At 39.8% G+C, this 289-nt stretch carries 1 protein-coding gene; it reads left to right on the top strand.

Going from position 1 to position 289, the window contains the following annotated elements; translation table 11 throughout:
• Positions 1–271: hypothetical protein (locus AC3XQU_RS23700; protein ID WP_489876587.1), on the top strand; the 271-nt coding region annotated here is incomplete at its 5' end.
• Positions 272–289 lie beyond the last annotated feature (18 nt).

Here is a 289-nt window from a genome sequence, read left to right as displayed (position 1 = left end):
AGCTACACTGATTGAATTTTTACCGAAGGCTACCCGAAATAGTGCGGGGCAGATTGAGGCAAATATTAGTCAGGGAAGTGCTATGAAAACACTTGAATCTAGTGGCTACAAGAAAACGTTTTCTAAGGATGGCTCAGTCACTGTGCTAACTAACGGTGATAAAACATATCGATTTTATCCATCTTCAACGTCCACCGGGCAGCCTTCAGCGTCATTAAGTATGGAAGGCATAAAAAAACCAATCGTAAAAATTAGATTTTCAGGGAAATAGTTATGGCGGTTTTGAAAA

Source organism: Telluria sp. AZSoR62 (assembly GCF_058111565.1).
The sequence above is the reverse complement of the archived record's forward strand: the minus strand, read 5'-3'. Positions and strand labels throughout refer to the sequence as shown.